Source organism: Compostibacter hankyongensis (assembly GCF_039541075.1).
In the GTDB taxonomy this organism is placed as follows: Bacteria; Bacteroidota; Bacteroidia; order Chitinophagales; family Chitinophagaceae; genus Compostibacter; species Compostibacter hankyongensis.
This window is the reverse complement of record NZ_BAABFN010000002.1, coordinates 226,673-249,219: the sequence shown is the minus strand read 5'-3', so window position 1 is coordinate 249,219 and position 22,547 is coordinate 226,673. Positions and strand designations below refer to the sequence as shown.

11 protein-coding genes are annotated in these 22,547 nt (G+C 54.2%); 5 read left to right on the top strand and 6 right to left on the bottom strand.

Translation table 11 applies throughout. The features are described 5' to 3' along the window. Positions 1-14 precede the first annotated feature (14 nt). The 4 genes from ABD851_RS05915 to ABD851_RS05900 all read right to left on the bottom strand — a co-directional run bounded on the left by ABD851_RS05915 (position 15) and on the right by ABD851_RS05900 (position 14,108). On the bottom strand, positions 15-452 hold the full coding sequence (locus ABD851_RS05915; protein ID WP_344976952.1) for a hypothetical protein: 438 nt from the start codon (positions 450-452) through the stop codon (positions 15-17). A 40-nt stretch (positions 453-492) separates the two neighbouring features. Continuing rightward, positions 493-10,203 (bottom strand): LamG domain-containing protein, encoded by a 9,711-nt coding sequence (locus ABD851_RS05910; RefSeq protein ID WP_344976949.1) that lies wholly within the window; start codon positions 10,201-10,203, stop codon positions 493-495. A gap of 139 nt (positions 10,204-10,342) precedes the next feature. Further along, positions 10,343-10,978 (bottom strand): response regulator transcription factor, encoded by a 636-nt coding sequence (locus ABD851_RS05905; protein ID WP_344976946.1) that lies wholly within the window; start codon positions 10,976-10,978, stop codon positions 10,343-10,345. Between the two features lie 115 nt (positions 10,979-11,093). Then, positions 11,094-14,108: a sensor histidine kinase gene (locus tag ABD851_RS05900; protein ID WP_344976943.1), complete on the bottom strand. Its 3,015-nt coding sequence runs from the start codon at positions 14,106-14,108 to the stop codon at positions 11,094-11,096. A gap of 211 nt (positions 14,109-14,319) precedes the next feature. On the opposite strand from ABD851_RS05900, the gene ABD851_RS05895 reads away from it, so the two are divergent. Beyond that, entirely contained in the window at positions 14,320-15,303 is a 984-nt protein-coding gene (locus tag ABD851_RS05895) for a cation diffusion facilitator family transporter (protein ID WP_344976940.1), read from the top strand. A 24-nt stretch (positions 15,304-15,327) separates the two neighbouring features. On the opposite strand, the gene ABD851_RS05890 is transcribed toward ABD851_RS05895, so the two are convergent. Further along, a complete protein-coding gene (locus ABD851_RS05890) occupies positions 15,328-16,533 on the bottom strand; it encodes a serine hydrolase domain-containing protein (protein WP_344976937.1) in 1,206 nt (401 codons plus the stop codon). Positions 16,534-16,711: 178 nt separating this feature from the next. Between ABD851_RS05890 and serA the strand changes: the two genes are divergently transcribed. Further along, positions 16,712-17,950 (top strand): phosphoglycerate dehydrogenase, encoded by a 1,239-nt coding sequence (gene serA, locus ABD851_RS05885; RefSeq protein WP_344976933.1) that lies wholly within the window; start codon positions 16,712-16,714, stop codon positions 17,948-17,950. Between the two features lie 7 nt (positions 17,951-17,957). On the opposite strand, the gene ABD851_RS05880 is transcribed toward serA, so the two are convergent. Next, complete coding sequence (locus tag ABD851_RS05880) at positions 17,958-18,512, bottom strand: hypothetical protein (protein WP_344976930.1); 555 nt, start codon at positions 18,510-18,512, stop codon at positions 17,958-17,960. Positions 18,513-18,807: 295 nt separating this feature from the next. Between ABD851_RS05880 and sufB the strand changes: the two genes are divergently transcribed. The 3 genes from sufB (at position 18,808) to sufD (ending at position 22,512) form a co-directional block, all read left to right on the top strand. Beyond that, entirely contained in the window at positions 18,808-20,253 is a 1,446-nt protein-coding gene (sufB, locus tag ABD851_RS05875) for a Fe-S cluster assembly protein SufB (RefSeq protein WP_344976927.1), read from the top strand. Between the two features lie 62 nt (positions 20,254-20,315). Beyond that, on the top strand, positions 20,316-21,077 hold the full coding sequence (gene sufC / locus ABD851_RS05870) for a Fe-S cluster assembly ATPase SufC (protein ID WP_344976923.1): 762 nt from the start codon (positions 20,316-20,318) through the stop codon (positions 21,075-21,077). 91 nt (positions 21,078-21,168) lie between these two features. After that, on the top strand, positions 21,169-22,512 hold the full coding sequence (sufD, locus tag ABD851_RS05865; RefSeq protein ID WP_344976921.1) for a Fe-S cluster assembly protein SufD: 1,344 nt from the start codon (positions 21,169-21,171) through the stop codon (positions 22,510-22,512). Positions 22,513-22,547: the final 35 nt, after the last annotated feature.

Here is a 22,547-nt window from a genome sequence, read left to right as displayed (position 1 = left end):
TACCGGCCGTAGCTTTATTTACCCGGTGTCAGCGCCAGCTTCTCCGGGTGATCGGCCGTTCCGTAATTGCCATCCATGGTAAAATCCAGAAAAGGAGAGGTGCCGTACATATAGGAGCTGTAAGCGCTGTAATAGCTGAAGCTGACCTTATCCTGCTCGGCGGCTTCCCCGATGATCAGCACAAAATAGACATCTCCGGCATCCAGCTTTATCAGTTTTCCGATACCCCTGCATTCCCCGTTTATGAATGCACCCAGCTGATCACCGGGCTGGCCGTGCTGCATCAGATAATCCGGTATCCGCACTACGGCGGTCATGCTGGCCGGATACTTGCCGGAAGTATCCACCTTCCATTGGGGCGGCGGCACCTTGGGTGGATTCTTATGTTTCTTGCAGCTATAGGTGCCCGCAGCAAACAGCAGTAACACGGCGGATAAAATATATTTATTCATTTCAAAGCCATTTAAGATGACCGGATGATGACGAAGACAACTAATGTATATGCTCTGCCTTGATGACCTTGTGGGTTTCGGCGACACCGTCTATCATCAGACGGATAAGGTAAACACCCGAGGCACACTCTGATCCGGCTTCGTTAATCCCGTTCCAATACGTCTTGTAATATCCGTCCCCGATCTCTTTTTCGCTTTGCCGCCACACAAGATGTCCGGTCAGGTCATAGATGTCCAGGCTTATCCGGTGCGCTTTGCCGCCGTTATCATTGCCAAAGCTAACCTCAATGCTGACCCTGCTGCTGAAGGGATTGGGATAGATCTTAACATGGCTGGATATAACCAATGGATCGGTCTTCCTGAACTGCAGCTTGAGGGGGCTGCCCAGCAGTCCTATACGGCTGTTTGACATATAAGGTATAACGGTGCTGGATATAGCTATTCTGGTACCGTTCCGCAGTACGCCGAAACTGATATCGCGGCGTTCGCTGCCGGAAATGTTGAAGAAGAAGGACGGTGCCTGAAGCACATTATTTTGCACGGCCCGGGCTTCACCCATCAGCTCCCCGTCCTCATAGGCGGCGATCCGGTCGCCGGGCTGCAGCGTGATATCTCCTTCCACACCGGCTATTACCGTCATATTATCGGAAAACGCATAATTATTATCCACCGGCGTTTCCAGCCTGTTTAGTTCTATTGTCTCCGTCGCCGGCATATCCAGGCTTCCTGCGGTGGCGGGGTAGAAAAAGGTAGCTTCTGATTTGGCGGTACGGTAAAGCATATATCCTTTCCCCGGTTCCAGGAAGCTGAGGTTACCGACCCATCCGTTCCGGGAATCATACATGGCAAAACCGGTCAGTGATTTTAGCACATCTCCGTCGGCCGCATCATAATCCGCCAGGGCTTCCTTCACCGTCATGTTGACCGGCGGCAGATAGCTGATATAATTCCAACGGCTTCCCCGTACCGTGATCGGGATCTTCTTCAAATCCGGCACCGTACCGTAAATACTGAAGGATTGGGCGGTTGATGCTTTTAGCTTGAAGAGCGATGTATTGTCAAATTGCGGAAGGGAGCCGACCCATCCTGCGGTGGAAGAATATTGGTCAAATCCGCGCTCGTCATGCTTGACAATGTCCCCCGGCTGCCATGAACCGTTGACCAGCGTGGATTTTACGATGCTGAGCTGTGGGTTGACCAAGCCAAAGGATATCCAGTTCCAGCCTTTATCCAGCCCGATATTGCGGAACAGCATTTCCTTTCCATCAAAGATCACCGGATCGCGGGCGGTACCCACAATGGAATTGTTCGAGAAGGAGACGGCACTGGAAGGAATGCCGAGATACGTCTTCCCGGTACTGGCGTCCCACAGGCGGAATTCGATACCCTCCTGCTTGGCCGAATTTCCATAGAGGGTCAGGAAAGCATACCAGAGATCGTTATCCTTGAAATAGGTATTATGCGTGACGCCGATGCATTTGCCGTTGATAAAAGCCGCGAGCATGTCGCCCTCATCAACCGAGAAAATACCGTTGATGCGTATCTTGCCGTACAGGTTCATGTTGAACTTAAAATCTCCGGGATCCACTTTCCAGTCCGGCTCCTGGCCCGTTACTTTCAGGTTAACGACCAGCGACTCGGTTTCTCCGTTATCGTTCCGCATGTATACGATATCGTTATAAGCTCCTATGTTCAGCCCGTCGGCCACCTTGAAGACGATCTGCTGCCGGCCTTCAGGACCCACCGTGCCCTCAGCGGGCTCTGCCGTCAGCCATCCGGGGAGGTTATCCAACACAAAATGCTGTATATTGCCCCCATTGTTACTGATATAGGAGGTGAACTGAAGGGCCGTATCCACGTCTTTTTTCAGATTGAGCTCGTCGTCTCCCCATTTCAAGGGATTCTGGTCAATATAGGCCGTCCAAGTAACCGGAGATACCAGCGTATTGCCATTCTGGTCTCTTGCATTTTTTACCCGGAAGGTCACGATCGTTTTATCCACCGCCTGCCGCGGCTCTTCCAGGTTAATGATCAGGGCATCGTCGTTCACCACATAATCGAACTGCAGGTTCTCTACCGGCCCGTGATCTTTGATCGGGGCCATATCGTCGCTTTCCGAGGCATGGGATGCTACCGCATCCGGAACATGCACATTGTCGTCTTCCTGTTTTTTCTGGTCGGCAAGCGTAAAGCCCATTTCCTTGTTGTTCTGGAAGTCAAAATAGGTCTCAAAGGGATAATAGGCCATTAACCCTACCTCGTCGCCCTCCAGGCGGACATTACTGTTCTTCGTTATCAACGGCTGCCCCATATAGGTATTCCAGAGCCGGAACTCATCGACCGATCCCGTGAAGTAACGGTCGAAGTGCGGGGTGCTTCCGTCCGGATCGCTGTATGCGCCGCGGGCTCCGAGATAAATATAGGGAGCCGCAATGCCGCCCAGGTTCCGGGCATCGGCATATTTGGCCAGCTGTCCGTCCACATACAGCTGCGCGACGCCGGAATTGCGGTTGACCGACAGGGATACCTGGTGCCAGTGGTTATCCAGGTAATTGCCGTCGGCCTGCATTTTGAAGCCATTGTTCTCAAAGGTGAGCTTACCCTTCTCAAAACCCAGGAAGAAAAGCTTCTTTGATCCGCCGGGATCCGTACCGTCGCCCCGGCCGTTTGAGGCCAGCGCAGCCTCTGCCTGTCCGGCATCGCCCTTGAACCACAATTCCAGGGTATAATCCATCGTGGTATCGACGGGTACCGTGCCGGCAGACAGCTTCACATACCCGTCTCCGTTAAGTTTTTCCGCTTTTCCAGGCGGGGTCGTCCATTGACCCGTAAGGGTGGCGTTATTGCCATGGGCCTTATCAAAGATCACAGTACCCTTACCTTCCGTCATGGGATAAAAGGCCATCAGGCCATCTTCCGCGCCGGACAGCTGCTTAAGGCTGCCCGTCTGAAGGGTGGTGGCGGGAAGCACTTTGGTCCATATCCGAAGACCGTGCAGCTTACCGGCGAAATAGTCACCTGCTGTGCTGATGCTGCGTCCGATCTCGAAGGGACCGGTGCCATTATAGCTGCCGGCAGTCACGCCGTGGATCACCTCCCGGAAGTTATAATAAGCGGACAGGCTGCTGTCCGCCGCATGATATACCATGGCCACATGCGCCCATTCCCCGGGCCGGTAGTCCACCGGCTGGTCGCTGGTGATCTTCTTTCCGCCAAGAAACACCTGCAGGTAATGACCTTCCGTCAGGGAAAGCTCAAGCGACGTATTGGCGTCCCCGTGGCTGAGCAGAGTGCCTTTACCGGAAGCATCCGGCAGCACCCACATTTCGGCGGTGAGGTCCCTGCCGCTGAGATTCTTTTCGAATTCGGTCCGGATATAATCATGCTGCCCGTCCAGCGATACGGCAACGGAATGGTCGCCCTGCGCACCATTGCGGATACCGGTCACCTGGAAATCCGTAGGCGTGAGCAGACCGGCCGCGATCGGCTCGTTGAAATTAAGCTTTATGGCATCGCCGGCGCCCAGGATGCCGTTGCCGGGTTCGGGGCTGCCGAACAGGCGGGGATAGTAAGTATCCTTGACGCCGCTCACCACCTGGGAAGGCGTGTTGATCAGGTTTCCGGGGCCGAGCCGGCAAACGGCCAGGGCTCGCACATCATAGCGCTGGTCGCTGAACAGGGCGTCGTCCATGACCAGATCATAATTGATCTCTTCCGGGTTGGTGATCACGGACTTGGCGCCTTGCGCCTCCCGGTAGCTGTCGGAGGTGGAGTCCGGGAAAAACTGCATCGCCGTCACCCATTGACTGGCCGCAGCAGGCTTGTACTGGAGCTCGATATGATCAAACAGGCTGTTGCTCTCGTCAAACTGGTCCAGGGTTACGGGAAGATAGCGTTTCCCTCCGGAATTGACGGGCGACAGGGTATTCAGCACCCAGTTGCCGGCCGGTGATTTGATGTTCACATTGGAGCAGGAGGGCACAAAATGCGCTGAGATGAACACCGTATCCGCAATAGTGGCCTGGTAGCCGGTGGGATCATACTGGCAGGCAGAATGCAGGATAATGGGAATGTTGTTATAATCCATGGCATCCGGTCCTTTGGTGAGGGTAAGGACCTTGGTAACGGGCTCGCCGTAAATAACAGGATAGCTCCTTCCCGCAGCGATGGATACGCCGTCCACCGAGATGTTGGCGCCCCTGACACTGTCCGTACTGCCGTAGCCCAGCACAAAATCGGTGGACCAGGCCGCTTCGGAGGCATTGATGAGATGAATCGTATACGCCGCGCTTTTGGTGGCCGGCACATTATTCACGACCGGATTGTCCACGGTGATCTCGGGTTTGTCCATCTGGGCCGTAGGCTGACCGATGATGGTTCCGGGGTTGTAGTATTTCGTAGTGTCCACGCCTTCATAGGGACATTCCGTTTCACCGCCTTTGGTGCGGAAGGCCAATGTGCCATCCTTGGTCTTGTTCACATCCAGGCTGATGTATTCGCCTACGCCGCCGGCCGCCAGCTGGAAGCCGATCGTGGATGTACTGTCTCTGGTTTGATCGATACTGCCTCCCTCTGTTGTGCCAAGGGAGGTGGTTGCGCTTACTTTCAGCCCGAAGCCGTTTATGGCCAGACCACTATTCAATATGAGGCTTCCTGAAACAATGATGTTAAAAGAATTACTTTTCGTTTGAGAGGATGAAGTGGTTACAGACCGGGTAATGGTATTCCCTGCATGAAAGGAGATATTATCGATTTTTTCCGATTCCAGCTTTTGTTTTTCATTGTCTTTCAGCACATCTGTCCACTGTGCGATGTACTGGTTGATCGTCATGATCGTATCATTGGTATAGGCAAGGGCAGGGTGCTGGGGAAAGAATATTTTATAACTGGGCCCCCCTCCGAATGCCGGCTCCGCGCTTCCTCCGAACACCGGATCGTTATTTGATCTGCCAAAGTTTTCATCATCAGGAGATAATCTGGATACATAAATCTCCTGGTTTTGGGCATTGGCAGCGGCCTGCGCCGCCGCATCCGTAGTAGATGCGGGCAGTAAAATACTGTTCCTTACCTTTTTCAGGTTGGGGATCAGCACCGTTTCGATATGCTGCTGGGGATAGGCAAAGAGGGTTCCGAACTGCTCACCCAGGCTGATCCCGGTTTTTTCGACCAATAAGTAATTGTTCCCCGGATCAAAAATCACGGAATCTCCTGCCCGCTGCTCCGTTTTGGGGATGATAACGAGGTTATCACTCTGTCCATAGGTAATATTGGTAGAATAGCCTACAAACAAGTCGGCAGGGGCGCCTACAAAAGTGGACGCATCGCTGGTCTGAAAGCGGGTAATGAGCGTGGTTGCCGATGCTTTGGTATCTGTATGTGTATAATGCTCTTCGACATGCACACTTGCCCCTGCATTGTTATCCGTTTGATTTTCACTGATAAATCCTGCCCCAACACCGGCAAATGTAACCACCTTCTGTCCCAGGAGGGTTAGCAGCTCCACATCAGACACATTATCCACTGAGCCCGAATAGGTAGTGCTACTGGTAATCGTACTTCCTTGCTCCGCAAAACTATAACTCTGATTCCCCGGCGGATCGCGGAGAATCATCAGCATCCGGTTAGGACCCGCCGTCACAAAATCGGTACCGGTTTGTTTGCTGCCGGTGACGATGGCCTGCATGCCGCTCTCGTCGCCGAACCAGGCCCAGCTGACATCCGTTGCCTCTCCGAAACGGACAACAAAGGAGAAATGTTTTAATCCCTGGTCACCCGGCGCAGTAGCCGGTTCGCCCGCAACGAAATCATAATACGCCGTTCCGCTGGAGTCCAGACTCAGGGTGTCCGCTTCCACCGCGCCTTCCCTGAGCTCGTTCTGAATGTTCACGCTCCCGTCCTGCGTGGGTACACGGTCAATGACATCTTTCCCATCCTGTTGGGCGATATGCTTGGTGCCGTCCGCGTCCTGGCGTTCGTAAAAAGGATATTCCTCAAAGGATCTTATCCGGAAATGATACATCACAGCCTGGGAAAAAACCGGGTGACCGTTAAAAAGATATCTGTCTGCGTTCTTGCCGGCCGGCTTCAACAGGGGGATCTCGATCGCCCCGCCCGTGAGGGATTGCGAATGATACAGCGAATCGCCGAAATAATTCTTTTCGTTACCGCCGTTATCGAGCTGGGCAAGGCTGACCTGCGGCGTCTGCCGTTTGATGAATTTATAGGCATAATTGTAAAAAACAGTGTCGGAATAAGCCGTATGGGTCCAGCTGCCGTCTGCAGACTGGGCAGAGTCTTCATAATTATATACCGAGCTGTCCTTGATAAACCGGTTGCTCAGGTCCAGCTGGACGGCATTGCCGCCTTCCAGCAAATTACCCCATCCGGTAGCTTCCACTTTTTGCACATTAAAGACTACGGGGATCAGGTCGGCCACAAATTCTCCGGTCGCAGAATCCGGATAGATCACGATCTGGTCCGGCTGCCAGCTGATACGGGTATGATGTATATGCGATGAATCGCCTCCCTCGCCGGAAGGCAGCAGGTGATCTTTCCTGACGGTACTGTCTGCAGTGGACAGCTCATATTTCCCCTGGGTGGGTAGCGTCAGCGTGATGCTCAGCGTTTTGCCGAGGTTGTTCCGGGAAAGCGAATGCCCCAGCGGATAGGCCTCCTGTTCGGGGCCTCCGGCCACCCTGCCGGCAAATCTTATGGTGGTGCTGTCGTACAATATGCGCTCGCTGACAGGTCCCTGGTAATTGAGGTCTTTACCCAACCGGTCGGTGATCTTCCCGGCATTCACGAACACATGACTGTTTTTTACCGCCTGCACCTTATGGGTGCCGACGGGCACGGAAAGCTTGAACTTCCCGTCGGCCCCCGTTTGGATCAGATCGCCGTTGCCTTCCAGCGCGTACTTCCCGTCGATCTGGAACTGAACCCCCTCTACCGGCACCGTACTGTTCCTGTAATAGATGTGCCCCTCCAGCTGGAATGCAGATTTATCGGTAAAGTCCACGACATAGGAAGAAGAGGCTGCCGAAATCGTACGCTTCACTTCCACGGGATCGAACTGGTGGGTTCCCAGCAGCGGCACAATGCTGTATACTGTACCGTTGGATCCCGTATAAGGGATACCGGTGATCTCATAGTTACCGGTGGTATCGGTGTAGGCCTTTAGGGAGAGCTGTCCCGGCGTAGGGATGTCCCTGCGGCGTATGACCTGATCGGGGTTCATGACACCGTCATTCCGGTGGTAGTGATCGCCCTCGTGAGACAGATCGTAAAACTGGTCGACGATGGTTTCATCAAAGCGCCAGTAGGCGGTCAGGCCCCGCTCATCGCCCGCCAGCAGGCGGGTATAGTCGCGCCCGATCTCTGTCGGGGTCAGTGACCGGTTCCAGACGCTTACCTCATCTATAAATCCTGTAAAATTGTTTCCTGCGGCGTTGCGTCCGATAAAGACGGCAGTGTCCGCATCGGATGAAGGAGAAAAAGAGACGACGGTATGCGCGATGAGGGAATCGTTGAGCATGATCATCAGGGTGTCCCGGTGATGGATGCCCGCCACATGGATGAAGGTGCCATCCTTATTGTCATAAGGGCCGGTCAGCGTAACGCCGTTGTAAGTAAAATAAAGCCGGCCGCTGCCGTTAAATCCTAATTCGTATTGTCCATCCCGGCTGAAGATCACCTGGTTCTTCGGCATCGGATCATCGGGCTTTATCCAGGCCTCAAATGTCAGGGCGGAATCTGCGAAGGGCGCAAGCAAGGGGGCAATCTTCAGATAGCTGTCTGCATTGCCGTTCAGATAGATGCTTTCCCCCAGGGCCGTGTTGTCTTCATTTTGCAGCCGTATGCTGACATTTGTGACCGGTTGCCCGTTTTCATAAGCCACCCGGCCGTTTAGGCTGCCCGTCGGACTGCGGAAACCGATGGCATGCAGGGTATCGGAGTAGCGGATGGTATTATTACAGCTCACCGCCCCCATCACGAGATAATCATAGTAGATGCCCGGCATAGCCTTGGCGTCGTCCAGGCTGCTCTCGGCCGACCCTGTTGCGGGCATCGAGGCTACCTGTATATAGCTGTCAGCGGAACCATACTCTTTTCTTTTGACCACATAATAGTCGAAGCCGCCGTCCGCTTTCCAGCTCAGCTCCACCCGGTCCGGAAAATAGCCTTTGGAAACGCTGAGGTCTGAAATGGCGCCGATCCGTACGGGCAGCACAGTGTTGGTGGTCTGATAAGGATCTTCCGTCTCAAATCCCAGGTTAGCGGCCGGTTTTACCTGAAGCCTGTAATAATATTCATTACAGGGCCTTACCAGGGAATCAATGTATTCTCCTTTGTAGTAGTCTTTTTTACCGAGGCTGATATCCGTGGATGTGCCATCGGTCTTATTTATACGAGTGAGGATAAAAGCCGCTCCTTCGGTCCATACCCCGGTAGTATCCCAGTTCAATACGGCGTGCCCGGAACCGTCATCCAGCGAAAGCGTCAGGTGCGAGGCCGCGGTGATGGCTGCGTGCTTTGCGGTAACATGCACGGACTTTGCTTTACTCCATCCCCAGTCTTCATTGAAATCGCGGTCTATCCGGTAATATGCCTCCGCATGCGGATCATCGGCATAGGTATAAGCTGTGGAGTCGCGATTGTATTTGAGATCGGGGAATAAGGCAAGGTCGATGTCCGTCGCATCGCTGAAGTCAGGTTTCAGCGCCCGCTGCAGCTTGAAAGGCGAGGTAACCACCTGATCTCCGACGGGCCTGGGGATGGTCCAGGTAATATCCATCTTACTGGTCTCCTTGTTGTATTCGGCCCTAATGCTGTCAGGATGGGTAATACCCGGTATAGTATAGGTCGTATCGATATACCAGTCTCCGAAACGGTCGTACACATAAGCATGGAAATAATAATCCCAGGCTGTATCGCTCTGCGGCAGCCGGGCCGAGGAAGACGCTACTCCGTTGACCCAGGACACGGTTCCCTCTTGAAAAAGTGTGGTATGATTGGTGTTGATCCGGACGGAGGAATAGGGAGTCAGTTCATTGCTGTCCATGCTCCATTCCAGTCTGACCGAATCGTTCTCAAGGAAGGTATGAACAGGCTTCAGACCGCCGAGCTGGGGAATAGTGATATTACGGATCTCATTTATGTTGAGCTGATCGTCGCCTGTTCCTCCTCCGTTGCCTTTTCTGTTCCATTTATCAATATGAAGCTTGACAGACCGTACGTCTTTATTGGTATTGCCTACATACCATTTGATCGTATCTCTTACGAAATGCACAGGGGTGGCAGCTTTCGCCTCAACGCGCTGTCCCCGCGTGTCTTTGAAAACAATCTTCATGGGGTTCCAGTCTTCTCCTTCATGGGAGAACGTGGCCAGGACCTTGTAATTTCTGCCGTCAACAGAATAAAGCAGACTGCTTACCTCCCCCGGACCCGACTGGTCCCCATTATCTATAAAGCCATGGTGCGAGTCGTCATCGTCTATATATGAAAGAATATATATCTGGATATACCCTCCGTCCGTATTATAGCTTACATCAAAATAATCTGAATTCCACAGGGTAGCTTGCTGCCCGGATGCTTTCAGCGGCATCAGAGCGATACCGCTCCACAGAAAAAATGCGGAAAGCAAAAGCCGGAGAAGCTTCCTTTCTCTTGTTGCTGCAGCATGAAATACACGGCCGGTTTTGCGTATTTTCAGGCGGAAGGTTTCGATAGTACAGGAGTAAAGTTTTTTCATATGGCTGGGGTAAAATAAGGCGTCGTAAAGAAAAGACCGGAGCAGGGATTTTTTCCTACCCGAAGGGGTAGTTTTTGCCGGACGGCATTGATTCAATCCCGGATTAACCAGGGAATAGTGACAGTAGGATAGGGGAGACTCAGAGATGGTTCCGGTAGCGCGCAATAAGCTCGGCCCGGCTGCCCACATGGAGCTTCAGGTAGATGTTCTTGATATGGTACTTCACGGTATCGACGGAAACGAACATCTTTTCGGCGATTTCCCGGTTGGGGCATCCCGCTTCCAGGAAGGAAAGTATCTCTATCTCGCGCGAGGTCAGCTTTGAAGCGGCTTCTGCATTGCCGGTCATACGCGGGGACCGGCTAAAGAACCCGATGACCTGTTTGGCGATCTTGGGCGACATGGCCGCGCCGCCGTCAAGGATGTCGATGATGCCGGATCGTATATCTGCCAGGGGAGCGCTTTTCAACAGGTATCCCGATGCTCCGGCACAGAGCGACTGGAATATCTTTTCTTTTTCTTCAAAGACGGTTAGCATCATCACCTGGGTATGCGGAGAGCGGTCCTTGATATACCAGGCGGCTTCTATACCCGACTTCCCGGGCAACCCGATATCACACAATACAATATCCAGGCGCTCGTCGCTCCACCGGTCCCGGAATTCTTCAAAGCTATTGCAGGAGAACAGGATGGAGAAGCCGGGTTCTGCGCCAAAAAAATCCGATAACGTTTTCCGGATGCCTGTGTTATCTTCTATAACCGCCATGTTCCTCATCCTGCATCTTTTTCTTTAAAGGACATTCCCGGAGCCACTCCGGAGCCATTTATTCACAACAATACAATGATCCCATGTAGCCTTTCCTACCCAAAAGGGTAGTTGTGCCGTCCGCTCAATGCCTGTTTCTTTTTTCCTTCCTGCCGGCCGGCACCTCCAGCTTCACCGTCACGCCTTTCTGGGTTTCGGGAAAATACAAAACTGCGCCGATGGCATCTGCACGCATTTGCATGTTACGCAGACCATGCCCGCCATTATTTTCCGCCGGCATGCCGCCGCCGTTGTCCGCAATGGTGATGCAGAGCCACCCATCGTTGTCGGACAGCAAAAGGCTGACCCTGGTGGCCCCGGCATGCTTGCAGATATTGGTGAGGGCTTCTTTACAGATCAGCATGACGTTTTGCCGTATCCGTTGGGGAAGATGCTGTGGGGCATCATCTCCCGCGCATTGGAAGTCCACCTCTATACCGGCAGGGAAGAGCAGGGTCTCTGCATAGCTTTTCAACCGGCTGACGAGGCTCCGGGTATCGTCGTTCCGCGGATCTATGGACCATACGATATCGCCCATGATATTTACGGCCGATCGTCCCGTATCGGCGATGCGCTGCAGGTATTCCTGCTGCCGGCCTCCGCGCCCGTGCAGGAGCAGATCAGCCTGAAGCGACATCCCGGTGAGCATACTGCCCACATCGTCATGCAGATCACCGGCGATCTTCAGACGAAGGCTCCGTTCTTTTTCGAGCTGCTTTTTCTGGTAGCGGATCACAAACCCTACCAGAAGCGCGACGGCGCATAAAGCCAGCAGCAATACCCCTATCCGGAACCATCCCGTCTGGTAATAGAGCGGGGCCACGTACAGGGCTTTGCTGAAAAGCCCTTCTATCCATCTGCCGTCTGCAGCTCTTGCCGCCAGCTCAAGACGGTAGCTACCGGGCCGCATGTTGACAAAAGAGAAATCGTTCCGGTCGGTGATCTCATGCCAGGCCTCCTTTTCGGAAAGCCGGTAATACTGCTGCCCGTAAAGCGGGGTACCGCTGGTAGCTGATGCAGCATGAATAGTAATCGAGAAAAACGGTGTACCCGCGGGAATACGGATCTCGTCATACCCCCGGTAGGGAAGGGAATAATCCACATACACGGTTTTGTCCGGTCCTTCTATCCTTAAAACGGAAATATAAAGGGGAGTCTGGGAAGTATCGTTTTTTGCCTCAAAGAGCCGGTCGGGCCGGAACACGGCGATGCCATTGGTGGTGCCGACATAGGCCAGACTGTCCGCCACAAAAAGGGCAGAGGTATTGCATTCGTTGGACGGAAGTCCGTCGTAGACCGTATAGTTGTGTATGCGCTGCGGACCCAGGGTATCTTCCCCGGCGGGAAGCCGGATAACGCTGATCCCGTGCTCTGTACCGGCAATCAGATAATCCCGCCAGCGTTTCAACGAAAAAACGGTATTCCCTGCCAGCCCGTCTTTCAGACCGATGGTTTTTAAGATATGCCCTGCCGTATCCAGGATAACCAGGCCCAGGTCGCCCGATGCCGCCCAGATTTCATTGTTTATCTTTTGCAGACTGTAAAAGCCATGATGTCGTAAAGTATCAGAGAAGGATCGCACGATGGTATCCTGCATGCTGAAACAAAACAACCCTTCGTCGGTGGCGAGCAGGCGCCGCCCGCCCAACGCCAACACATCCGATATCCTGGTTTGTTGTATCACGGGCGCCAGGGAGCCCTGTATTATTCGGGGGGAACCCCGGTGGCGGAGGTCCGCGAGATACAGGCCGTGATAGGTGCCTACCCATACCCAAGCATCCGTCTCGCGCTGCAGGCAGGTCACAAAATTATCCAGCCTTACCTGTCCGTTTCCTTCTTTTGGGAAACGAACAGGTGTTGTCCGGCCATTTTCGTACCAGAACAAGCCGCTTCCTTCTTCCCCTATCAGTATGGAGTCGGCATTCCAGGAAAGAAAGCAATAGGGCTGAAGCGCATTCATTTTTTTGACGGTACCCGTTTGCGGATCCAGCTTTACAAAATGATCCTGGTAGCTGCCGACCAGCAGTTGTCCCCGGATATCTTTACAAATGGCGCGGATGCTGTTGGTTCTTGCGGCGCTGTACATCCGCTGCTGAATAAGGTCATTCTGCCAGGTCAATGTATAGAGCGACACGCCGTTGGTAAGCATTGCCTTGTTGCCGTAGCTGGCCGTTACCGCCAATACGTCTGCAGGCGTAAGAATGCTGTCTGTCCAGGTCCGCTGCGGATAATCAAAAACGGAGAGCCATCCGTTGGTACCGTATATCTTATCGGTAAGCAGGAAGGTATGACCCTGTAGCTCACAAAAGGAGATAGTAGACAGGGGCGGCTGCTCCATCCGCCGGATATGCCCGGTCCGTCGGTCCAGCACATAGGTGGACGTCTCTGAGTTGAAAAGCACCGCATCGGAAACACACGCGATACGGAAGATATTCAGGTTCCTGAACTCAGGAAGACCGTAGCCGACCGGGCCAGTCTTTCCGGACATATCCAGCTGTATCAGCCGGCCTGCGGCGGTACCCAGCCAGAGGAGGCCGTCATCGGACTGGTTGATCTGGTTGATGGCGCAGTCGCGATAGGAACTGTCCAAAAAACGGCGGGCATCAAATAGTTTTTCCAGCTGCCCGTTCCGGACCAGGAAAAGCTTACCGCCTTTGGTCCCCGCCAGCACCTGCCCGTCTTTTGTTTCAAAGATGCGGGCGACCATCCTGTCGTTGGGCGCGTCCGCATCTTCCGGCCGGCGAAAGGCGACAGATTGCACTGTCCATCTTTTCAGGTCGAACCGCAGCAGGCCTTCCTTACCCCCCAGCCAGACGTTCCCGGCATGATCGGCCATTATGCGGTTGAACCCGGTATAATTGACGGCCGGAACGGTCTGCATGTTAAAACAGATCACCTTGTCGCCGTCGTAGCGCAGCAGGCCGCTATTAGAGATCAGCCAAAGCATACCCGCCTGATCATAAGCGGCATCGAGCACGAGCGTGCCGTTGAACTGCGGAGGCAAAACGATCTTTTCAAAAATAAAGGCCGCCCGGGCGGCGGTACCGGCAGTAAGCTGGATGAACAGAAAAAACAAGATCAGCAGTAACCGACGGTGCATCTGTTTTTATTTTAGGCTACGGGAGAGATGGATAGCACGGTCGCACAAAAATATAAATGAAGTTTGAATATTTCCCGTCTTTACGGGCTGGCCGCAGCATTTGCGCCCCGAGGTTATATTTTGCGCTTGCCGGTGCAATGGTTAATTTTGAACGGTCTTGGCGGCTGCCTTGCGCAGCCGGAACAGCTTTTTTGACGTGCAAAACCATGTTTTGAAAAGGAAAGAGATCCGGATAATCTTCATCTCCCTCGCGGTAAGCGTGCTGCTTACGGCCGTAAAATTCCTGGCCTGGGTCACCACGCATTCCGTGGCTATCCTGTCCGATGCGCTGGAATCCATCATCAATGTGGTAGCGGGCGCTTTTGCCCTGTACAGCGTATGGTTGACGTCGCGGCCGCGCGATGAAAACCACCCTTACGGACACGGCAAGGTGGAATTTTTCTCTATCGGCTTTGAAGGGGCCATGATCTCGGTAGCCGGCTGCCTGATCCTCTACAAGGCCATTCAGTACTTTATTTTCCCCCATGCCCTGCAACGCATCGGCACGGGTATCTTCTGGGTGGGCTCCACCGGCGTGGTGAACCTGCTGTTGGGACTGTTCCTGATCCGTTCGGGAAAAGCACTGCCCTCCATCACCATCGGGGGCAACGGACAGCATATCCTGACCGACGCCTGGTCCAGCTTCGCGCTGATCATCGCCCTGCTGGTCATCCGGTTTACCGGCTGGCACTGGGTCGACCCGCTGGCTTCGGTGATTCTGGCCGTGCTGATCCTGCGCAAGGGGTACAAGCTGATACGGCGGGCGGTGTCGGGGCTGATGGATGAAACGGACCGGCAGATGATGGACGAGGTGATCGCAGTGCTTTCCGCCAACCGCCGCCGGCAGTGGATCGATATACACAATATGCGTATACAGCAATACGGCAATAACTATCATATCGACTGCCACCTGACGCTGCCTTATTATTATGATCTGAACCAGGCCCACCAGGAGCTGAAGGCGGTGGCCGCGCTGATCGACAAACATTTCCCGCAAAGCGAAACCGAGTTCTTTATCCACAGCGATCCCTGCGTGCCGGCCTGCTGCAGGCACTGTATACTGGAAGAATGCCCGGTACGGTCATTCCCCTTTGAAAACAGGATCACCTGGACCCGGGAAAACCTGCTGCCCGATCACAAGCACAGTCCCTGTTAGTATTGTATCAGCGATGAAATTTTGCTAATCGTCGCCCGCATAGGCGGCGCCTTCCCCTTCATGCAGGATATCCCAAAGCGGCTTGACCTGGTAAACGAGCTTGTTATACCGGTTGCTGAGGATGATCAGCGTAGTGGAGTCTTTGATAAAGCGATAGAATACGGAGGTGTTGCCATGCCACCAGCCGTTGTGATACACCATCTTGAGGCTGTCCGGGTACACCAGCAGCCGCCATCCCAGGCCGTAGTTCCGGATGCCGGGATGCTCGTTGCTGTATGGGGTGAAGGCCGCTTCGAGGGTAGCGTCGGAAAACAGCTTTCCCCCGTAGAGCGCCTGGTCCCATTTCAGCAGGTCGTTGACCGTGCTGTATACGTTTTTATCCCCCACCACGCCGTCGAAGCATTCGTTGGCAATGGGTACCGCCCGGTAATCGTAGCTGAGGCTTTGCATGGGATTCAGCGGGTCCGTATTGGGATTATATACATAGGTATCCTTCATGCCCAGGGGATCGAAGAAGGTAGCCTTGAGAAAGGCGCCCAGGCTTTTTCCGCTGACCTGCTCGATGATGGCGGCCAGGATAATGTAGTTGGTATTGCAGTAGCTGAAATGGGTGTCCGGCGGGTACTGCCGGCGGGGATGGTGTTTTACCATCAGGTCCACCACGTCCTGGTTGGTCATCAGCCGGGAGCGGTCTTTCCAGAGATCGTCGCTGAAATAAAGATAATTGGGCAGGCCGCTGCGATGGTTGAGCAGGGTTTTGAGGGTCACCCCGGGATAGGCGAAGCCGGGAAAATATTTTTGCACCGAGTCCGTGATCTTCAGCTTGCCCTGCTCCTGAAGCCAGAGTATGCCCATGGCCGTAAAGGGCTTTGAGGTGGAGGCCAGCTGAAAGGTGGTATGGCTGTTCACGGGCGACTTACGGGAGAAATCGCCGTAGCCCTTGTATTTTTCAAAAATGACCACCCCTTTACGAGCCACCAGCATGGCGCCATTGAAATTACGACCCAGCTTATGGTCAAAAAAGTCATCCAGGCCCCGTACCATTTCCTTGGTATCGTCAGCATTCAGGATACTTCTTTTTTCCTTGCGGGTGGGAATATGATAGAACGCCTCTTCTGCTTCGGCTTCTCTTCCGGGGTGGTGGCCGGCTTCCCGGCTTACACCGGACTGGCAGGCAGACATCAGCAATACGGGGAAAGCTATAATCAGTAGAAATAATATGCTTCTCATTGTCAAAACAGGCTTCTTAAACGGAATTCGCAGGTGCGGGAGAATCCGTTAAAGTCGCGAAGATAGCGCAAACACCTTTTAAAAAAGTTCAAAATTTTGAGCTGTCGCTATAAGGATATCTAATCCCACGCTATCTTTGCACAGGATTTTCCGTTCTGTTAGCGTAAATAAACAATAAATGGGCCAAAAAGAACATACCAGCTACCCCAAAGAAAAGATCAAAATATTATTGCTTGAAAAGATCAGCGACGCAGCTGCATCCATTTTTAAGACGGCGGGATATCCCGACGTGGTCAGGATCCCCAAAGCCCTCAGCGAAGAGGAGCTGATCCGCGAAATCAAGGATGTGCACCTGCTGGGCATCCGCTCCAAAACCCATATTACCGAAAAAGTGCTGAAGGCCGCCCGCAAGCTGCAGGCCATCGGCTGTTTCTGTATCGGCACCAACCAGGTGGACCTGAAAGCGGCCACCGGCAGGGGGGTAGCGGTGTTCAACGCGCCCTATTCCAACACGCGTTCCGTAGCGGAGCTTATCATGGGCCTTTCCGTGATGCTGATCCGCCGCATCCCGGACAAAAACAAAGCCGCCCATGAGGGCTTATGGTATAAGGAATCTGCGGGCAGCTACGAGCTTCGCGGAAAAACGCTGGGCATCATCGGCTACGGCAATATCGGCAGCCAGGTGAGCGTGCTGGCGGAGGCCCTGGGCATGCATGTCATTTATTACGATGTGGTCCGGAAGCTGCCCATGGGCAATGCCGAGCAGAAAAAGACCCTCAAAGAGCTGCTGGGCGCTTCGGATATCATCACCCTGCATGTACCGGGACTGGCCTCTACCCGGAATATCATCAACAAGACCACCCTCAAGCAGGTCAAAAAAGGCGCTATCCTGCTCAACTATTCGCGCGGGGATGTAGTGGACCTGCCGGCCCTGAAGACCTTCCTGGAAAACGGATCGCTCTCGGGAGCGGCCATCGACGTTTTCCCCGAGGAGCCCGAGAAAAGCGGAGGATCATTTTCCACCCCGCTGCAGCAGCTGCCCAACGTGATCCTTACCCCGCATATCGGGGGCTCCACCGAGGAGGCCCAGTACAATATCGGGGAGGACGTGGGTAACAAGCTGCTGCAATACCTTGAAACCGGCACCAGCTTCGGCTCCCATACCGTACCCGATCTCAGCGTGCCCATCCAGGAAAATACCCACCGCCTGCTGCATATTCACGACAACATACCCGGGGTGCTCTCCGAGATCAATGCGCTGCTGTCCAAAAAGCACATCAACGTGCTGGGACAGTATCTGAAAACCAATGAGCGGATCGGCTATGTGGTGCTTGATGTGGACAGCCGGCTCTCCGGGCAGGCCTTCGACCTGCTGAAAAACGTCAAGGGTACCGTCAAGACGAGATTGCTGTACTGAGCGTCTCTTATTTTTTCCGGGACTTCTTTCCCCCGGAGAAGGATGCCAGCACCCGCCTTGCCGTACTGCGGAAAGAGGGTTTGGCGTAAGGAAGCTGATCTTCGATGCAAAGCCGGATTTCTTCCCGGATGTCCGGATAATGCTCCGCCAGCCGGCCCAGTATGCTGAGCGCAAAGGCCCGGTGGGCCGCCGGCGCGGCCGGGTCCTGCACCAGATCGAAACACACCGTCATCACCTGCCCGCTTTCCGAAGCCGGGATATCCACATCTTTTAAAAATCTTAATATATTGCGGATCAAAGCATTGTTATCCGATGTTTCGAGTTTTACTACAAGATGAGACAAGTGCTTCCGGATCAGCTCCGGGTGCGCCCGTATACAATAGCTCAGGGGCCAGGCTCCGCGTTGGGTTATCCGGTACTCCCCGGCCAGCAACAGCTGCACCAGTGCCTCAAACCGGGAGGGGTCGCTTCCGATATAATCCACGATCTCCAGCATATTTCTCCTGGAGTGTTCCTTTAAAATAAGCGATCTTATATATTGTAAATCAGTATTTTTTGCCATAACATTAAATAATTGTCCGATTACCGGAGGCGGCGGATTCCACCCAAAGATGCCGGCCGGGCGTCCCGGCGACATACCGGCCGCTTTGATCCGGTAGTCAGGACCCGGCTGGCCGGCAGACAGGCGTGGAGGAAGCCCGCGCTCGATCTCCGGGCAACCCGTTTTTTGCAAAAAACCGTTTTCCTGTTTTCGCAAGCGGGAAATTCCCTGATCCGATCCGGTAATATTTTCAAAAAAACAAAGTTACGGATGGTTTGTAGTAGTAATAAAGCTAAAATAGCGGTAAATTTGCACCATGAGCGAACAGCAGACCATATTAGACGAAATCACGCAGTCCGAGTACAAATACGGGTTCACCACCTCCATCGAAATGGAGCGTGCACCCCTCGGGCTGAATGAGGATACCATTCGCTTTATTTCGGAGAAAAAAGGAGAGCCGGCCTTTATGCTGGAGTGGCGACTGAAAGCCTTCCGGCACTGGTTGAAAATGGAAGAGCCCTCCTGGGCGAACATCCATTATCCCCCGGTGGACTACCAGCAGATATCCTATTATGCCGCCCCGAAGAAGAAGCCCAAGCTCAGCAGCATGGACGAGGTGGACCCCGAGCTGAGGGCCACGTTCGAAAAGCTGGGCATTTCCCTGGACGAGCAGAAAAGGCTTTCCGGCGTGGCTGTGGACGCGGTATTTGACTCCGTTTCCATCGCCACCACCTTTAAGGAAAAGCTGAAGGAAGCGGGGGTGATCTTCTGCTCGGTAAGCGAGGCGGTAAAAGAGCACCCCGACCTGGTCAGGAAATACCTGGGGTCGGTAGTGCCGTATTCTGATAATTTCTTTGCCGCCCTGAATGCCGCGGTGTTCTCGGACGGCTCTTTTGTATACATCCCCAAAGGGGTGCGCTGCCCCATGGAGCTGTCCACCTACTTCCGCATCAATGCCGAAAATACCGGCCAGTTTGAGCGGACCCTCATCATCGCCGACGAAGGCGCCTATGTGAGCTATCTGGAAGGCTGTACCGCCCCGATGCGGGACGAGAATCAGCTGCATGCCGCCGTGGTGGAGATCGTGGCGCTGGAGCAGGCCGAGGTGAAATATTCCACCGTGCAGAACTGGTATCCCGGCGACAAGGAGGGAAAAGGCGGCATCTACAACTTTGTCACCAAACGGGGCATCTGCGCCGGGGCCCATTCCAAGATATCCTGGACGCAGGTGGAAACCGGCTCCTCCATCACCTGGAAATACCCCAGCGTGATCCTGAAAGGGGATTATTCGCACGGCGAATTCTACTCCGTGGCCGTTACCAACAACCGGCAGCAGGCCGATACCGGCACCAAGATGCTGCATATCGGTAAAAATACCCGCAGCCGCATCGTTTCCAAGGGCATTTCCGCCGGCAGGAGCAACAATTCATACCGGGGGCTGGTGCGGGTCAGCAAAAAGGCGGAGAAAGCGCGGAACTATACCCAGTGCGACTCCCTGCTGATCGGCGACAAATGCGGAGCCCATACCTTTCCCTATATAGAGGTGAAAAACAAAACGGCGCAGATCGAGCACGAAGCCACCACCTCCAAGATCGGGGAGGACCAGATCTTTTACTGTAACCAGCGGGGCATCGGTCCCGAGGAAGCCGTCAGCCTGATCGTAAACGGCTACGCCCGGGAAGTACTGAACCAGCTGCCGATGGAGTTTGCGGTGGAAGCCCAGAAGCTGCTGTCGGTAAGCCTCGAAGGAAGCGTGGGATAAGCACAACTTTACGGGCAGGACATGCCCGGCAAAAATCAAAAACAGAGAAGCAAGCGATAATTATGTTAGCCATTAACAACTTACAAGCAGCAATCGGAGAAAAGGAAATCCTGAAAGGCATCAGCCTGACCGTGAACCCGGGTGAAGTGCATGCTATCATGGGACCGAACGGATCGGGCAAAAGCACCCTCTCTGCCGTGTTGGCGGGCCGCGATACCTACGAGGTGACCGGAGGACAGGTTACCTTCAACGATAAAGACCTGCTGGAGCTGCCCCCCGAAGACCGGGCGCGTGAAGGCATTTTCCTGGCCTTCCAGTATCCGGTGGAGATACCCGGCGTCAGCACGACCAACTTTCTGAGAACGGCGGTGAACGAAAAACGCAAATACCGCGGCGAAGCCCCGCTGGACGCCGTACAGTTCCTGAAGCTGATGAAGCAGAAGATGGACCTGGTAAAGATAGACCAGTCGCTGCTGAGCCGCTCCCTCAACGAGGGATTCTCCGGCGGCGAAAAAAAGCGCAACGAGATCTTCCAGATGGCTATGCTGGAGCCCAGCCTGGCGATCCTCGACGAAACCGATTCCGGACTGGACATCGACGCGCTGCGTCTGGTGGCCGGCGGGGTCAACCAGCTGCGCAGTAAAGACAACGCCTTCATCGTCATCACACACTACCAGCGTTTGCTGGAATATATCGTTCCGGATTTTGTACACGTCCTTTACAACGGCCGTTTTGTAAAATCCGGCGGCAAAGAGCTGGCGCTGGAGCTGGAAGAACGGGGTTACGACTGGATCAAGGAGGAGGCCGACGCCCTCATCTCCTGAAAACAGGAGACGTCCTGCCCGGATTTTATATCCGCTCCGCCAACCGGCCGCAGCGCGGCAGGATACCATCAAACGTATAAAACAGGAAGAGGTGAACCAGATAGAAACTGCATTGAACCTGAATAACCAGGCCAAAGGCTGGTGGAATGAGCTGCAAAAGACCAGCGGACTGGGTACTGCGGAAGCCAGGACCCGCAAATCCGCTTTCAGCCGCTTTCAGGAGCAGGGATTCCCCACTACCCGGCAGGAAGACTGGAAATATACCGACGTACACCGCATACTGGACATACCCTATGCCTGGCCGGTAAAAGATGAGCAGGAGCTCAGCGCGGAAATATTCAGCCGCCTGCCCCTGTCCCCGCTGACCGGCGAGGACGGGTATCATATGGTGTTTGTGAACGGCTACTTTATGCCCGACTACAGCACCCTGCCGGCTGAAAAAGCCAAAGGCATCACGCTGAAGCCGCTGCGCAAAGCCTCGGGAGAAAAGGCCTGGCAAACCCATCTGGCCACCGTAGCGGAAACCGCCACCGGCTTTATCTCGCTGAATACCGCCCTGCATACCGACGGGGCATTTCTTCACCTGGAAGCCGGTGCGACGCTCGACAAGCCGCTGTTTCTCTGGTTTGTCGCCCAGTGCGAACAGGATGCTTACTTTATACAGCCGCGCAACCTTATCGTGGCCGAAGCCGGCGCATCCGCAAATATCGTCGAGCTATTCGTATCCGCAGGGGAGGAGCCCTCGCTGACCAACGTGGTTACGGAGATCGTGGCCGGAGAGCAGGCAAAGGTAGACTATACCAAGCTGCAGCTGGAGACCCACCAGAATTATCATGTGGGCACCGCGCACGTGTCGCAGGAGCAGGGCAGCCGGGTAGATACCCATCTTATTTCCCTGGACGGCGCCTTTATCCGCAATAACCTCAACTTTTCCATGAAGGGCAAAAGCTGCTCGTCCATCCTGAACGGGCTGTACCTGCTGCACGACGAGCAGTTCCTGGATAACCATACCCGCGTGGATCACGCCCGCCCCGAGTGCTTCAGCGACCAGCTGTACAAGGGCATCATGGACGACAAGTCCACCGGCGTATTCAACGGCAAGATCTATGTGCACCCGGATGCGCAGCAGACAAACGCCTACCAGCGCAACGTAAACATCCTCCTGTCCGACGACGCCGCTATCAATACCAAACCCCAGCTCGAGATCTATGCGGACGATGTGCGTTGTACCCACGGCGCCACCACAGGCTACCTGAACGAAGAAGCCATCTTTTACCTGCGCTCGCGCGGCATCGGGGAAGAAGAGGCCCGCCTGCTGATGATGAACGCCTTTGCCGGGGAGATCGTGGAGAAGCTGAACATAGCGGCGCTGAAAGAACCGCTTACCCGGCTGATCGCCGACAAGCTGCGCAACCGGCAGGAGCTGGCCGGATAAGCCGGTCCGCCGCGCAATCTGTTTTTGCCAAAAGC

Bases quoted from the DNA above. Each gene is read 5' to 3' on its own strand.
- ABD851_RS05915 (WP_344976952.1), bottom strand. From the start codon at position 452: ATGAATAAATATATTTTATCCGCCGTGTTACTGCTGTTTGCTGCGGGC.
- ABD851_RS05910 (WP_344976949.1), bottom strand. From the start codon at position 10,203: ATGAAAAAACTTTACTCCTGTACTATCGAAACCTTCCGCCTGAAAATA.
- ABD851_RS05905 (WP_344976946.1), bottom strand. From the start codon at position 10,978: ATGAGGAACATGGCGGTTATAGAAGATAACACAGGCATCCGGAAAACG.
- ABD851_RS05900 (WP_344976943.1), bottom strand. From the start codon at position 14,108: ATGCACCGTCGGTTACTGCTGATCTTGTTTTTTCTGTTCATCCAGCTT.
- ABD851_RS05890 (WP_344976937.1), bottom strand. From the start codon at position 16,533: ATGAGAAGCATATTATTTCTACTGATTATAGCTTTCCCCGTATTGCTG.
- serA (WP_344976933.1), top strand. From the start codon at position 16,712: ATGGGCCAAAAAGAACATACCAGCTACCCCAAAGAAAAGATCAAAATA.
- ABD851_RS05880 (WP_344976930.1), bottom strand. From the start codon at position 18,512: ATGGCAAAAAATACTGATTTACAATATATAAGATCGCTTATTTTAAAG.
- sufB (WP_344976927.1), top strand. From the start codon at position 18,808: ATGAGCGAACAGCAGACCATATTAGACGAAATCACGCAGTCCGAGTAC.
- sufC (WP_344976923.1), top strand. From the start codon at position 20,316: ATGTTAGCCATTAACAACTTACAAGCAGCAATCGGAGAAAAGGAAATC.